Source organism: Prevotella marseillensis (assembly GCF_900625065.1).
Classification (GTDB): domain Bacteria; phylum Bacteroidota; class Bacteroidia; order Bacteroidales; family Bacteroidaceae; genus Prevotella; species Prevotella rara.
Window position 1 is genome coordinate 709,794 of the sequence record NZ_UYXY01000001.1, and the last position, 13,102, is coordinate 722,895.

The following is a 13,102-nucleotide window of genomic DNA, read 5'->3' on the forward strand; positions in this document are numbered from 1 at the left end:
TGATTCGCCCGTGGATGTTACCTGAAGCATTAATTTATAGGTGTAGTGGCTTGATAAGGGTTTTACCCGGCAGCATGCCGTTGCTTGTCATCCCTTCTGTGCGCCATGAAGTACGCCGGCATGCCTTTCTCTTGGAGAAGGTAGCGTGTAAGGCCTTGCTTGTTTACGTCCGGCGGCATTGCGGTCTGTCCTATGGGCATAATATAAAAGATTAAATCATGAACGAAAAACAAATAGATACAAACTCGGCAAAAGCGTGGATGCTGGCCTCGCGTCCGAAGACGCTTACTGGTGCAGCCGTGCCTGTTATGATAGGTTTGGCATTTGCGGCAAGAGATCTCGGGCTCGACGATTTCGGTTGGATGCCGGCCTTGTTGTGCGTGTTGTTTGCATTCATTATGCAGATTGACGCCAACTTCATTAACGACTATTTTGACTTTGTCCGTGGCAACGACGATGAGACGCGTCTCGGGCCGCGCCGTGCGTGCGCACAAGGCTGGATAACACCCAAAGCCATGCGCCGTGCAATAATAATAACAACGGTGATAGCCTGCTGTATAGGCCTGCCGTTGGTGATATATGGCGGCTTGGAGATGATACTTGTCGGGGCGTTCTGCGTGGTGTTTTGTTTCCTTTACACCACATTGCTGTCATATCTTGGTCTTGGAGATGTGCTCGTATTAGTGTTTTTCGGCATTATTCCCGTGTGTGTTACCTATTATCTCCAGACCGACAGATTTACGTTTGAGGTTTTTATAGCCTCGTTGGCCTGCGGCTTTGTCATCGACACTTTGTTGCTTGTCAACAACTATCGCGACATCGACAACGATGCAAGGGCAGGCAAGAAGACGCTCATTGTTAGGGTAGGTGCCGAAGCCGGGCGCACTGCCTATCTCTGTTCTGGCATAATGGCATTGGTCTTTGGCGTTGCGTTTTTGCTCGAAGGACACATCTGTGCGTTTTTGCTTCCTTTCCTTTATCTCATACCTCATTACGCGGCTTACCGCAAGATGGTGCGTATAAATAAAGGTAAGGCTCTCAACATGGTGCTCGGCGACACCGCACGCAATATGTTTATCTATGGTCTGCTCCTTTCTGTGGGCGTATTGTTGAATTGGTAATAATGTCATTTTATGAGAAAAATATTATTCTTGTTCCTTTTTGCTGCGTTTTCGGCCTGTGCCGTTGCTCAGGAAACGCGCGACCCTGAAAACGATCATGTACGTCTAACTCTTACAGACGGAAGTACGGTGGAAGGATATGTTCAGACTTATTGGGTGGACGGCAAGCTGTTTAAGCGCATGAACACATCGTTCACGCTGTCTCCTGCGCCCGACGGCAATAATGCCGTTTCATATAGCGCCGACAATGTGAGAAGTATAGATTTTGTGAAAAAGACGTCGGCCAGCGGCAAGTATGACCATCTTGAGTCGCATCTTGTGGCTAATCCGTCTCTGCTTAAACCCAAGAAAACCATACGGCAGTTTGTATATAAAGAAGGTGAAAACGAAGTCGGCAAGATGTATTGGTGGAATGGGGTAGACTCGCAGAACATGCAGCTTGGCAAGATGAACATATCTACAATCTACGGCATAAGCCTTGCCGGCGACAGCGTTGTGGTTCCGTTCATGACGGGCAACGTCATAAGTCTTAATGCCATGCGTATACGTTACAAGAAGACAAATCCTGAACTTGTTGACTATGTGGACAAGCGTGTGCTTAAGGGGGGCAAACGGTTGTGGGAGACAATAGCCGCTGAACCAATGCTGTTTTTAGAGATTTGCAAAGATTTCTTTAATAAAAAGAAGAGCCTTTAAGGCCGTTGTTTGGTTGATGCTGACCGGATGGCGTGGTCATGGATGCCGTTCGTTTTAATTAAAGAAATATTAATATATGCCCTTCAATTTATTATTTCTGATTTTGTGTTGTCGGGATATTTAATTACTTTTGCACGATTTTATCAGCCCGCAGGGGTAAGATAAATATAGTTTTTTATCAGATTTAATTTTATAAAGGATAATATGAGAAGTAGAACATCAACATGGTTTGAGTGCAAAATACGTTACGAAAAGACGATGGAAGACGGAAGTCAGAAGAAAGTAACGGAGCTGTATGTTGTCGATGCGCTCAGTTTTACAGAGGCAGAGGCAAGCATAATTGAAGAAATGTCATCTTATATCAGTGGCGAGTTTGAGGTTAAGGATATTAAGAAAGCCGCTTATGGTGAAATTTTCTTCAGCGACTCTCCTTCTGCCGACCGCTGGTACAAGACCAAATTGCAGTTTATCACTATTGACGACAAGACTGAAAAAGAGAAAAAGTCTAACGTAAATTATCTCGTTCACGGCAGCACATTGCCCGGAGCAGTAAAGAGCATTGACGAGGTTATGGGCGGAACAATGATCGACTATGTTATCGCCAGCATTGCTGAAACTCAGATCATGGACGTGTTTGAGCACAATCAGATGCTGAAGAAGCCTGAAGTTGACGACAAACCTGAGTATGAACAGGACGGACAGAAAGCGGAGGAGGCGCTTCAATAATGAATGTTGACGTTGCGGCTAATCTGAAAAAAATAACAGACACTCTGCCTCAGGGCGTGCGCCTTGTGGCCGTGAGCAAGTTTCATCCCGATGAATATGTCGAGGCTGCATATAATGCCGGGCAGCGCGTTTTCGGTGAAAGTCATGAGCAGGAACTGTCAAAAAAGCAGCAGACCTTGCCTGATGACATCGAGTGGCACTTTATAGGACATCTTCAGACCAATAAGGTGAAATACATAGCACCTTATATTTCGATGATTGAAGCTGTCGATTCTCTGAAACTTCTGAAGGAGATAAACAAGCATGCCGCAAAGCATGACCGCGTAATCAAGGTGCTGCTTGAGCTGCATATTGCCGAAGAGGCAACCAAATACGGGCTCACCCTTGATGCCTGCCGCGAGCTACTTGAGGCAGGTGAGTGGCGCGAGCTTCACAATGTTCAGATCTGCGGCTTGATGATGATGGCCTCTAATGTTGACGATGAGGATCAGATTAGGCGCGAGTTTAACACGGCAGCCGAATTCTTTGATGAGGTTAAGGCCCGTTATTTTGCCGATGATGATGCTTTCTGCGAGCGTTCATGGGGAATGAGCGACGATTATCAGATTGCCGTTCAGTGCCGCAGCACGATGGTTCGTGTAGGTACAGCCATCTTCGGTCCGCGTGTATATTGAATGAAAATAATATACCTTTTGGGGACGGACATGTCTGAGAACTCTCGGGCAGTTCGTCCTTCTTTATTTTACTGAAGTAATTTATATTAAAGACACAGATATTATGAAGGTTTTATTGGTAAACGGAAGCCCTAAGGCTAACGGATGCACACATGCCGCTTTAGAGGTTGTTGCAGGAGAGTTGGCCAAGTGTGGCATTGATACAGAAATATTCTGGTGCGGCAATAAGCCCATAATGGGCTGTATAGGCTGTGGAAAGTGCAGCCAGACAAAGCGCTGCTGGTATGACACAGACACAGTGAACAGATTTCTTGAAAAGGTTGACGAGGCAGACGGATTTATCTTTGGCACTCCTATTCACTTTGCCGGTCCGTCGGGTTTCATAAAGCCGTTTATGGACAGGGCATTCTGCAGCAAGGCATCGCTTTATACCAACAAGCCGGCAGCAACGGTTGTAAGTTGCAGGCGTGGCGGCGCCTCTGCCGGATTTGACGACCTTAACAAGTATTACGGTATATGCAACATGCCTACAGTGCCTTCTGTTTATTGGAATCAGGTGCACGGCAATAAGCCGGAAGACGTGTTTATGGATGAAGAGGGCATGCAGACCATGCGCCGTCTTGGGCAGAACATGGCCTGGCTGCTTAAATGTATAGAGGCAGGAAAGAAGGCCGGGGTAAGTCTGCCTGAAGTTGAACCTACTATACGCACCAACTTTATAAGATAACTGCTGTTGTCTTTTTCAGCAGATATTTCCGTTGCTGTTGTTATAGTTATGGTAAAATATCTTACGAAAAAACTCATCACACACAACATACGTCAGTAAGTTGCTTAAACTCAGATTGTTGTCGTGTGATGAGTTTATGATTCAAGTCATCACGCCATAATGTATTCGTAGCCAGATTGTTACATGTCTTTGTGATGAGTGATGACTTTTTATGCTAAAAAACATTTGCTCACGTTCTTTAGTGTGAGAGCATAGGTTTCGTTTTGCGATTAATGCCAAATGGAGCTCTCAAAGGGCATCTTTTGTATTGCAATATGCGGCTTGTTGTATTGTGCTTGGATATGCCCGCTTTGACGTAACTTTTACCGTCTTTCGTTCTTTTCGAAGAAATATTGTCCCTTATTCTTTGTCCTGCCGCCGTATTCTATGGCATGTTTGGGGCAATGATGATAGCAGGCGAAGCATGACAGACACGAACCGTTATGCTTCCATTTAGGCATGGAGCCCTTACTCCAGATTATGTCGTTTACAGGACATGCTTCGGCACATTTGCCGCATCTGATGCATAAGTCTTCTGTTACATGGAATGGCTTGTCTGTTATAAGGTGCTTTACGAAAATACTGCCGATGAGACGGCTGTTTATTTTTGGCCATCGCCCTATGACAAGGTCTTTTACGCCAGTCTGGCGCTTCATGATCATATCGGTAAAACGTTCAAGGTCTTCTGTCGCCTTTTCTTTTTTCTGTTTTTCTTTGTCGCGTGTGTCAACATCCATGAAGGGCAGACCGACATACGATTCGGGCATGATAAGCGAGAAGGCGCTGTCTAGATGAACACCAATTCTTTTGAGGTCTCTTTCGAAAATGTCAACAGCCTCGCCGACGTTGTCGCCAGTTGTACAAAGGACATAGCAATAGTGGCCTTCAGCATTTATTATTGAAAGCCTTCTGATGAAATTTCTTACAATGAGCGGCGGCCGCCATCCATGCACAGGAAAGCAGAAGCCAAGGCGTTCGCCTTCCTCGAGTTTATAGCTTACATCGGTTCCGGCGATGTCTGTTATGTCAATGAGCTTTTCGCCTGTCTTTTCACTGAGAGTGGTGGCTGCCCATCTTGTGTTTCCTGTTCCAGAGAAATATATAATCATATCGCAAAGATAATGTAAAGCCGGCGCAAAACAAAACGAAAGTCGCAGTTTTTTCTTTTTGTTATGTTTTGTAATGGTCTTGGGTGTTGTTTTAAATAAAATAGTCGTGACATGTTTGTTTTCTGTCTGTGCTTTTAACGTAAATATTATAACTAAAAACCTTATGCCATGGTGGTGGCTTTAGAGATAAATTTGTATATTTGCATAACTGCAAACGGCTATTCAGTATAGTCTTGTTGGCCTTAATAAATGAAAACAAACGGACAAATACAGCTTTATCCTGTCTTGCGTGTGGCTTTGTTCCTTATTGCAGGCATAGTGTCGGGCGAGCTTCTTTATGGGGCTGTGTCTTGTGATGCGTGGTTTGCGGCGACGGCTGTGTCTTTAATGTTTGCTTTATTAGCGTATAGGCGTTGTGTGTTGCAGACTGTTCTTATCTTTCTTACTTGCTATTTCCTCGGAGCCATGCTTGTGTGTAGAGAATTGGATGAAGTCAATATGTCCGTGCCAGGAGAAAATACGGCATATTCGGCTGTGGTGGTCAGTCAGCCTGTCGTTGCGGGAAAAGTCGTGAAATGCGACTTGATAACGGTAAATACGCATCGTCCTATGAAGATAAAGGCCAGCATATACAGAGACGGACGTGCAGACAGACTGCGTATAGGCAATGGTATAGAGGCTGTCTCGTTACTTGAAAAGCCAACAAATTATGCTGGTACTGATTTTGACTATGCGCGGTATTTGCTTTATCACGGATATGTTGCCACCACATTTATATATATAGACGAATGGAAAGGGGCTGCGGTTGACCTCAGTCGGCTGTCTGTTGTTCAGCGTGCACGCATATCCGCATTAGTTTTCCGTGACAAACTGCTGCAGCGTTTTAGTGACATGGGCTTCAACGGGCAGGCGTATGCCGTGCTGGCGGCAATGGCGTTAGGCGATAAATCCTCGCTCTCGGATGAGTTGAAAGAGGAGTATTCTGTGTCGGGAGCGTCGCACGTACTGGCTTTGTCGGGTCTGCATCTCGGCATAATCTACGCAATATTGTCGCTGTTGTTTTCGCGCCGCCGGTGGCAGATTGTTTCTCAGGTGCTGATTCTGCTTGCAATATGGTCTTATGTCTTTATCGTGGGTATGTCAGCTTCCGTGGTTCGTTCAGCCGTAATGCTTACGGTCTATTCGTTTGTAAGCTTGCTTAACCGCAACAGACTGTCGCTCAACACGTTGTCTGTGGCTGCTGTTGTCATATTGGCCGGCAGTCCGCTATATCTTTATGATGTAGGCTTTCAGATGTCGTTTGCCGCCGTATTGTTTATCATCATATTCTATCGTCCGCTTCTGGAAGTTATGCCCGGCAGAATCCGCAACATTCCTATAATAAAACAGATATGGCAGATGACGGCTGTATCAGTGGCTGCACAGATAGGAGTGGCCCCCCTGATAGCGTTTTATTTTGGCCGTTTCTCATGCTATTTCCTCCTTACCAATATGATTGTAGTGCCTGCAGCCACAGTTATCCTTTATGGGGCTGTACTGACGGCTGCTGTGAGTTTCCAGCCTTGGCTTCAGACGTTGTTGGCCGGACTGCTGCTTAAAGTGGTGATATTGCTTAATGCCTGCGTATCCTTTGTGGCGGCTTTGCCCGGGGCAAGTGTTGACGGCATTAGGATAGGACTGCTGCAGCTGCTTCTTATTTACATTCTGATATTTGCTTTGTCTGTGTTGGGGCATTATTGCAGGAAGATGATAAGATAAGTATCTGTGCCATTGTGCCGGCGAGTTTAGTCATAAAAACTTACGGAAGGAGAGCTGTAAAGGCTTATGGAAATGTCCGTCAAGATGATTTATTTGTTTTCTTTCGCTCGTCAATATATCTTTAGTTTATGAAAAATATGTAATTTTGCACACGGATTATTCATATAGTGCGTAATACATGCAGAGATATTTTGTTTATTTTAAATATGACGGCACGGCTTATCACGGATGGCAGGTACAGCCCAATGCCGTTTCTGTTCAGGAAAAGTTGCAGGATGCCTTGTCAACTCTTCTGCGTGAAGAAATACAAGTGGTAGGAGCAGGCCGTACAGACACCGGTGTTCATGCCAGAATGATGGTGGCTCACTTTGACACGGATAAAGATGTTGACGGCCCACAGCTGGTATATAAGCTGAACAGACTTTTGCCGAGAGATATTTCTGCAGATAAGGTTATTCCTGTCAGTCAGGATATGCATGCTCGTTTCAGCGCCAGGTCGAGAACCTATCATTATTATGTTCATCAGCATAAAGATCCGTTTTTGCGCCATTACTCATGCGAACTTTTTTACGACCTTGATTTCGGAAAGATGAATGAGGCGGCCGCGATGCTGCTGGAGTATGACGACTTTGCCGCATTCTGCAAGAGCAACACCGACGTGAAGACCACTTTGTGTGATGTAACAGAGGCCAGATGGGTGAAGGACGGCGAGTATAGTTGGCATTTTGTCATTACGGCCAACAGATTTCTGCGTAATATGGTAAGGGCTGTTGTTGGGACTTTGGTTGATGTTGGCCGAGGGCGGATAAGTGTGCAGGATTTCAGAGCTGTTATAGAAGGTCGCCGGCGTTCGGGTGCCGGTGAGAGTATGCCCGGCAATGCTTTGTTTCTGGAAAATATCGAATATTAAGCCATCGCGGCTATAATGTAAATAGGTAAATATAATTTTTAAGGTAAATGTGGTTATTATTAGCTTTTATGTCGGCAGCCCTATTGGGCTTTTACGACTCGTTTAAGAAAAAGGCATTAGACGGCAATGCCGTAATACCGGTATTGTTTCTCAACACGCTGTTTTCATCGCTTATTTTCCTTCCGTTCATAATCCTTTCGTATAATACGAATGTTCTTGACGGAAGCATATTTCATGTAGGAGGCGGAGGATGGGAAGTTCATAAATATATTGTCCTGAAAAGTCTCATTGTCTTGTCCTCGTGGATTTTCGGATATTTCGGAATGAAGCATCTGCCCCTGACCATAGTAGGGCCGATTAATGCCACTCGTCCGGTAATGGTGCTGGTCGGTGCGTTGCTGGTGTTTGGCGAGCGTCTTAATGTATATCAGTGGATAGGTGTGGCTCTTGCGGTGGCGTCATTTCTTATGCTCAGCAGGAGCGGAAAGAAAGAAGGCATTGACTTTAAGCACGACCGCTGGATATATTTCATCGTGCTTGCTGCCGTACTCGGTGCTGTAAGCGGACTTTATGACAAGTATCTTATGGCTCCGGTAAGCCAGGGCGGAGTTGGGCTTGACACGATGATGGTGCAGAGCTGGTATAACATATATCAGTGTGTCATGATGGGCATCATGCTGGTTGTGCTATGGCTGCCAAAGTCAGGACAGACCACGCGGTTCAGATGGGACTGGTGCATAATCCTTATAAGTATTTTTCTTAGTGCGGCCGATTTCGTTTATTTCTATGCCTTGAGCATTCCCGGAGCAATGATAAGCATTGTCTCTATGGTAAGACGTGGAAGCGTTATTGTGTCGTTCCTGTTTGGAGCAGTGCTCTTGCATGAGAAAAACTTAAAGAGTAAAGCTGTTGACCTGTTGCTGGTATTGCTCGGAATGCTGTTCCTGTATATAGGTTCTAATTGACACCATTAATTAGCGATATGTGTAAAATACGGCTTTTTATTTTGTGTTTTGATATAAAAAGTTTATTTTTGCATTCAATTAATAAGATGGAAATTGTTTTATGAAGCAAAATATTTTTAAAGGTTTAGGCATAGCTTTGGTTACTCCTTTCGCCTCAGACGGTTCGGTTGATTGTGATGTCCTGAAAAATTTGTTGGACTATCAGCTGAAGAATGGCGCCGATTTCTTTTGTATTCTTGCCACAACAGGAGAAACTCCTACGTTGACAAAAGATGAAAAGCAAAAGATTAAAGAGCTTGTTGTTGAAAAGGTGGGTGACAAGGTTCCAATCTTGATTGGATGCGGAGGAAACAATACGGCTGATGTTGTAAACGAGCTTCAGACGGCAGATTTCTCTGGCATTGACGGCATATTAAGTGTTTGTCCCTATTATAACAAACCGTCTCAGGAAGGTTTGTATCAGCACTTTAAGGCTATAGCCGGGGCAACAAATATGCCTGTTGTGCTTTATAATGTACCCGGACGGACGGGCGTTAACCTTAAGGCTGAGACAACAGTGCGCCTCGCACGTGACTGCGAGAACATTGTAGCCATAAAAGAAGCAAGCGGAAGTCTGGAACAGGTGGACGAAATTATTAAGAACAAACCGGACGGCTTTGATGTCATCAGTGGTGACGACGCACTCACGTTTCCGATGATAGCATGTGGCGCAGCCGGTGTCATTTCGGTTATCGGCAACGCTCTGCCTAAAGAGTTCTCAAGGATGATACGTCTTGAGATGAAAGGCGAGATAGAGAGTGCAAGAAAGATACATCATAAGTTTACAGATTTGTTTAATCTGTTGTTCGTTGACGGCAATCCGGCAGGAGTGAAGGCCATGCTTCATGAAATGGGCATGATCGAGAATGTTCTCAGGCTTCCTCTTGTGCCAACCCGTCTTACCACGATGCAAAAGATAAGCGACTGTCTGAAGTTCAGACTGTAATCGCATTTTATAAAGAAACGAGTCTTTTTATCTTAAATAGCAGGCGAATATGTTCGCCTGCTAAATTATTAACCTTATTTCATATATTTGCTATGAAGAAAAATTTCATAATTGTGGCAGCATCAGTGATGGCACTGATGTCGTGTGGCGGTGGAGAAAAATTATATACAGAGGAACAACTGTTGGGTAAATGGCATGAAGTAATGCCGGTCAACAAGCATATTGTGCAAGGCATGTTGCTCGATAAAGCAAACAAGGCCTCTTCTGTAGGAATGGCTACATTAAAATATAATAATTGGAAGTTGGTCAAAGGAAAACACCAAAAAAGCTGTATTGTGTTGTGTGGCGAAAGCATCGGAAACGGACAGACCATACAGTTTTGTGACACCCTTAATATAATAGCATTGCAGAACGACATGCTTACCTTGGGAAAGGGTGAGATGTATAGGATAGAGTATCGTCGTTCGCAAGAGAACACTACGCCTTTGATTGGTGGAAGTGATGCGGCGATGGGGTATACCTATTCTAAAGTCTTGGACAAGAAGATAAGAATATTTGAAGCCGGAACCCGTTTGTTGTCAGCCGTAGACCAATATTCATCATCCGCAGCTTATGTCGTATTCTCTTCTGATTCAGCTAAGGTTGAAGTGTTTATGCCTGAAGAGACTGTTGTCCTGGAGAAACGTGTGCGCCCTGATGGTTCCGCTGTATGGAATGTCGAGGATGATGATTCGTATATGCTGGAGAAGAGCAACGACGAGTGGATTGTGTCACGGAGAGGTAAAGTTGTTTATTCTTCTACCGGTTTTGAGAATATAATAAAGGCTGATTTTAAAAATAATAAAGGTGAGCAACTTGCAGCTAAGTTCTTTACAAAGGCCGGAGTCGCACAGGTAACCTATTTAGGCGTTGATTATTTGCTTTACCAGTATGTTACGGCGTCGGGTTATGGATATAAGAATTCTTTTATTGATATAAGAGGCAAGGGTAAAGACATGACACTGACTTTTGTCGGGAAGGATACTTCTGTTGAGTTTACCGAACAGTGACATGCTGCGCTCCTTGCGGCAGTTGTGGGTGCGTAATTTGAGTTTGACATGAATACATTAATGAATGCAGATATTATCAGCATGGATAAAATAATCAGATGTATTTGCTATGTCAGACGTGTCCGAACTTGGATGTATTGTTGCGGATATTCATTCCGGTCAGAAAAACTATAAGAAAATATGCTTATATGTCTTATAGATAGCTTGAATATGTGCTTGATTTTGAGTAAACTTTAAGTAAAAGGCTGCTTGCTGGTTCTAAATCATTAACCTATTGTTTTCGTGTCGTAACTCAGTCACTTTCGGATAAAAAGTGGCTGAGTTACGACACGTAGATTAATGACTTTTTGTTACTCATGCAGAGACTTTGTAGATTAACCACAAGTAGGGCATTTAGATTCTGCAAGGTTGCCGTTAAATGTTTTTATTCTGAAACAGGGTTGAACCAGGACGCTTGTTGATGACATCTCTAGTTTTACTACTTGTCTGAAGCAGTCTGTCGTTATATTTACGTGAGCTTTGTTTATATAAATATAAAAGGGGATGTGCCGAAGACACATCCCCTTTTTGTCGTATTGTTTTTGTTTATTAATAGTTTCTTGCTTCAATCTGGAAGTAAGCCTGAGCGTGGTTGCAAACCGGGCAGATGCTAGGAGCTTCTTTTCCGATTACAATGTGTCCACAGTTAGAGCATTGCCAGATGCAGTCTCCGTCCTTAGAGAATACCATCTTGTCCTGAATGTTTTTCAGAAGCTTGCGGTAGCGCTCTTCGTGATGTTTCTCAATTTCAGCTACGCCTTCGAATTTAGCAGCAATCTCGTCAAATCCTTCCTCACGAGCTTCTTTTGCCATACGGGCATACATATCTGTCCATTCGAAGTTCTCACCGGCAGCAGCATCAGCAAGGTTAGCTTCTGTTCCGTTGATTTTGTTTCCGTTCAGATATTTATACCATAATTTTGCGTGCTCCTGCTCGTTTTTTGCAGTCTCCTCGAATATGGCGGCAATTTGTACATATCCGTCTTTCTTTGCTTTAGATGCAAAATATGTATACTTGTTGCGTGCCATTGATTCACCTGCAAATGCTTCCTGAAGATTCTTTTCTGTCTTTGTTCCTTTTAATTCTTTCATAATCTTTTTGTTTTTAATTGTCTGTTAAATCAGATATAAAGTATTAATTTTCAATTTATGATTTTAATGCCAATGATTATATATGTGGTACATTTTCATTTAAGACATTTATGTAGGCAAAGATATTCAATAATATTGAAACAAACAATTTTGTTATGCTTTTTTATTATTTTAAATTGTTATTTCGCCACATATTGATTTGTTCATGTAGCTTTTCACAATTTTATTGTCTGTAAATCTTGCCTGTAGGCACATGAGTTTCGTAACGGCACATTCAACGGTGCTGTCATATCCGCTTATCACTCCGGTGCTCTTGAGTCTGTAGCCGGTGTCGTATCTGGTCATTTCCACGCTTCCCGCAAGACATTGGCTTATGTTTACGATTGTCACTCCTCTTAGGCTGGCCTCTTTCAGAATTCTGGTTAGCCATGGAGCTTTTGGCGCATTGCCGCTTCCGAAGCTTCTCATTACAATAGACCTCAGTTCAGGTGCTTCGAGAACATGGTATATAATCTTTTCCTGTAATCCTGGGAACAGCGAGAATACCACGACATTCGGGTCGATTGCTGTATGCGGCACCATGGGCTTGCTGTAATCAGGCTTCAGTATATATTCTTCATGATATATAATGTTCACTCCGGCTTCTGCAAGATGCGGGAAGTTGAACGACTCGAAGGCGTTAAAGCCGTCGGCATTGGTCTTTGTCGATCTGTTTCCGCGAAGCAATTTGCCGCTGAAGTAGATGCAAACCTCTGGTACCATGGCTGTGCCGTCAGGATGAGACGCTGACGCAATCTCAATACTTGTTATCAGGTTTTCTTTGCCGTCTGTCCGCAATTGGTTAATAGGTAATTGGCTGCCTGTAAGCACAACGGGTTTTGTCAGGTTTTCGAGCATGAAAGAAAGTGCAGACGCGGTATAGGCCATTGTGTCTGTTCCGTGCAAAATAACAAATCCGTCATATTGGTCATATCGCTCAGCAATGATTCTCACCAGCTGCGACCAGAATCTAGGCGACATATCGCTTGAATCTATAGGCTGCGTAAACTGATAAGTTTCGATACCTGTTCTCAACATTGAAAACTCAGGCAGACAACTCACAAGGTGGTTGAAGTCTAAGGGTTCTAACACTCCTGTATCCGGGTTCTTTCCCATACCGATAGTTCCACCTGTGTATATAAGCAAAACTCGGTTTGATCTTGTTATTTTTGA

At 43.9% G+C, this 13,102-nt stretch carries 13 protein-coding genes; 10 read left to right on the plus strand and 3 right to left on the minus strand.

Annotation, left to right across the window (positions count from 1 at the left end; genetic code table 11):
• The first annotated feature begins 218 nt into the window (after positions 1 to 218).
• From menA to EJL04_RS03070, 5 genes are all read left to right on the plus strand, one after another.
• Positions 219 to 1,121: a 1,4-dihydroxy-2-naphthoate octaprenyltransferase gene (menA, locus tag EJL04_RS03050; protein WP_021854166.1), complete on the plus strand. Its 903-nt coding sequence runs from the start codon at positions 219 to 221 to the stop codon at positions 1,119 to 1,121.
• 12 nt (positions 1,122 to 1,133) lie between these two features.
• A complete protein-coding gene (locus EJL04_RS03055) occupies positions 1,134 to 1,817 on the plus strand; it encodes a hypothetical protein (RefSeq protein ID WP_125104024.1) in 684 nt (227 codons plus the stop codon).
• A 204-nt stretch (positions 1,818 to 2,021) separates the two neighbouring features.
• Positions 2,022 to 2,543, plus strand: a complete 522-nt coding sequence (locus EJL04_RS03060; RefSeq protein WP_021854164.1) for a DUF4494 domain-containing protein — start codon at positions 2,022 to 2,024, stop codon at positions 2,541 to 2,543.
• Entirely contained in the window at positions 2,543 to 3,217 is a 675-nt protein-coding gene (locus EJL04_RS03065) for a YggS family pyridoxal phosphate-dependent enzyme (RefSeq protein ID WP_125104025.1), read from the plus strand. Before EJL04_RS03060 ends, EJL04_RS03065 begins: the two co-directional genes overlap by 1 nt.
• Before the next feature lie 103 nt (positions 3,218 to 3,320).
• Entirely contained in the window at positions 3,321 to 3,944 is a 624-nt protein-coding gene (locus EJL04_RS03070; RefSeq protein ID WP_021854162.1) for a flavodoxin family protein, read from the plus strand.
• A 362-nt stretch (positions 3,945 to 4,306) separates the two neighbouring features.
• Here the strand turns inward: EJL04_RS03070 and EJL04_RS03075 are convergent, their stop codons facing one another.
• Positions 4,307 to 5,092 carry an EFR1 family ferrodoxin gene (locus EJL04_RS03075; RefSeq protein WP_125104026.1) on the minus strand — a complete coding sequence of 262 codons (786 nt, stop codon included), beginning with the start codon at positions 5,090 to 5,092 and terminating at the stop codon, positions 4,307 to 4,309.
• A 249-nt stretch (positions 5,093 to 5,341) separates the two neighbouring features.
• On the opposite strand from EJL04_RS03075, the gene EJL04_RS03080 reads away from it, so the two are divergent.
• The 5 genes from EJL04_RS03080 (at position 5,342) to EJL04_RS03100 (ending at position 10,759) form a co-directional block, all read left to right on the plus strand.
• Complete coding sequence (locus tag EJL04_RS03080; protein ID WP_125104027.1) at positions 5,342 to 6,850, plus strand: ComEC/Rec2 family competence protein; 1,509 nt, start codon at positions 5,342 to 5,344, stop codon at positions 6,848 to 6,850.
• A 178-nt stretch (positions 6,851 to 7,028) separates the two neighbouring features.
• Complete coding sequence (truA, locus tag EJL04_RS03085; RefSeq protein ID WP_125104028.1) at positions 7,029 to 7,760, plus strand: tRNA pseudouridine(38-40) synthase TruA; 732 nt, start codon at positions 7,029 to 7,031, stop codon at positions 7,758 to 7,760.
• A gap of 47 nt (positions 7,761 to 7,807) precedes the next feature.
• Positions 7,808 to 8,725 carry a DMT family transporter gene (locus EJL04_RS03090; RefSeq protein ID WP_021854158.1) on the plus strand — a complete coding sequence of 306 codons (918 nt, stop codon included), beginning with the start codon at positions 7,808 to 7,810 and terminating at the stop codon, positions 8,723 to 8,725.
• A 100-nt stretch (positions 8,726 to 8,825) separates the two neighbouring features.
• On the plus strand, positions 8,826 to 9,710 hold the full coding sequence (gene dapA, locus EJL04_RS03095) for a 4-hydroxy-tetrahydrodipicolinate synthase (RefSeq protein WP_125104029.1): 885 nt from the start codon (positions 8,826 to 8,828) through the stop codon (positions 9,708 to 9,710).
• 92 nt (positions 9,711 to 9,802) lie between these two features.
• On the plus strand, positions 9,803 to 10,759 hold the full coding sequence (locus EJL04_RS03100; protein WP_125104030.1) for a lipocalin family protein: 957 nt from the start codon (positions 9,803 to 9,805) through the stop codon (positions 10,757 to 10,759).
• Between the two features lie 588 nt (positions 10,760 to 11,347).
• On the opposite strand, the gene rbr is transcribed toward EJL04_RS03100, so the two are convergent.
• A complete protein-coding gene (gene rbr, locus EJL04_RS03105) occupies positions 11,348 to 11,890 on the minus strand; it encodes a rubrerythrin (RefSeq protein WP_021854154.1) in 543 nt (180 codons plus the stop codon).
• A 171-nt stretch (positions 11,891 to 12,061) separates the two neighbouring features.
• A complete protein-coding gene (locus EJL04_RS03110) occupies positions 12,062 to 13,096 on the minus strand; it encodes an asparaginase (RefSeq protein ID WP_370799987.1) in 1,035 nt (344 codons plus the stop codon).
• Positions 13,097 to 13,102: the final 6 nt, after the last annotated feature.